This is a genomic window from Streptococcus mitis, from assembly GCF_000722695.1.
Lineage (GTDB): Bacteria > Bacillota > Bacilli > Lactobacillales > Streptococcaceae > Streptococcus > Streptococcus mitis_O.
This window is the reverse complement of sequence record NZ_JPFU01000027.1, coordinates 1-308: the sequence shown is the minus strand read 5'-3', so window position 1 is coordinate 308 and position 308 is coordinate 1. Positions and strand designations below refer to the sequence as shown.

Annotated in this window: 1 protein-coding gene; it reads right to left on the bottom strand. The window is 39.6% G+C overall.

The genetic code is table 11. The features are described 5' to 3' along the window. Window positions 1-106 precede the first annotated feature (106 nt). Window positions 107-308, bottom strand: a 202-nt coding sequence (locus SK629_RS12885) for a hypothetical protein (RefSeq protein ID WP_042901896.1), incomplete at its 5' end; no start/stop codon positions are given.

Here is a 308-nt window from a genome sequence, read left to right as displayed (position 1 = left end):
CAGCCTCAACAAGCAATTCAGTAAAGTGAATCAGCATCTAAGGTAGTTTCAGAGAAAGACTTCTAGAATCAGCCTCAACAAGCAATTACAGTAAGTGAATCAGCATCTAAGGTCGAACTTCAGAGAAAGCTTCAGAATCAGCCTCAACAAGCAATTCAGTAAGTGAATCAGCATCTAAGGTAGTTTCAGAGAAAGCTTCAGAATCAGCCTCAACAAGCAATTCAGTAAGTGAATCAGCATCTAAGGTAGTTTCAGAGAAAGCTTCAGAATCAGCCTCAACAAGCAATTCAGTAAGTGAATCAGCATCT